This window comes from Microbacterium sp. P5_E9 (genome assembly GCF_054049175.1).
Genome location: NZ_JBFUMV010000159.1, coordinates 1 through 519, shown reverse-complemented (window position 1 = coordinate 519; position 519 = coordinate 1). Strand labels below are relative to the sequence as shown.

The window sequence follows — 519 nt, the reverse complement described above, 5'->3', positions numbered from 1 at the left end:
AAACAGCGACGCTCTCTCAGATCCTGCCGCCCAAACAGCGACGCTCTCTCAGATCCTGCCGCCCAAACAGCGACGCTCTCTCAGATCCTGCCGCCTAAACAGCGACGCTCTCTCAGATCTCGGTGCGGTGGAAGTTCAGGTGGCTGCGGCTGGCGGTGGGACCGCGCTGGCCCTGGTAGCGGTTGCCGTACTCACCGGAACCGTAGGGGAACTCGGCGGCCGAGCTCAGCCTGAAGAAGCACAGCTGGCCGATCTTCATACCAGGCCAGAGCTTAATGGGCAGGGTGGCCATGTTGGACAGCTCGAGGGTGACGTGGCCGGAGAAGCCAGGATCGATGAACCCAGCGGTGGAGTGCGTCAGCAGCCCCAGCCGGCCGAGTGAGGACTTGCCCTCCAGGCGTGCGGCGATGTCATCCGGCAAGGTCACGGTCTCGTAAGTGGAACCGAGCACGAATTCGCCCGGGTGAAGGATGAACGGCTCCCCGGAGTCCACTTCGACCAGGCGGGTCAGCTCAGGCT

General features: G+C 64.0%; 1 protein-coding gene. It reads right to left on the bottom strand.

Annotation, left to right across the window (positions count from 1 at the left end; genetic code table 11):
• Positions 1-112 precede the first annotated feature (112 nt).
• Positions 113-519 (bottom strand): dCTP deaminase (dcd, locus tag ACXJ3V_RS20760; RefSeq protein ID WP_457102246.1); only part of this gene is annotated, 407 nt, incomplete at its 5' end.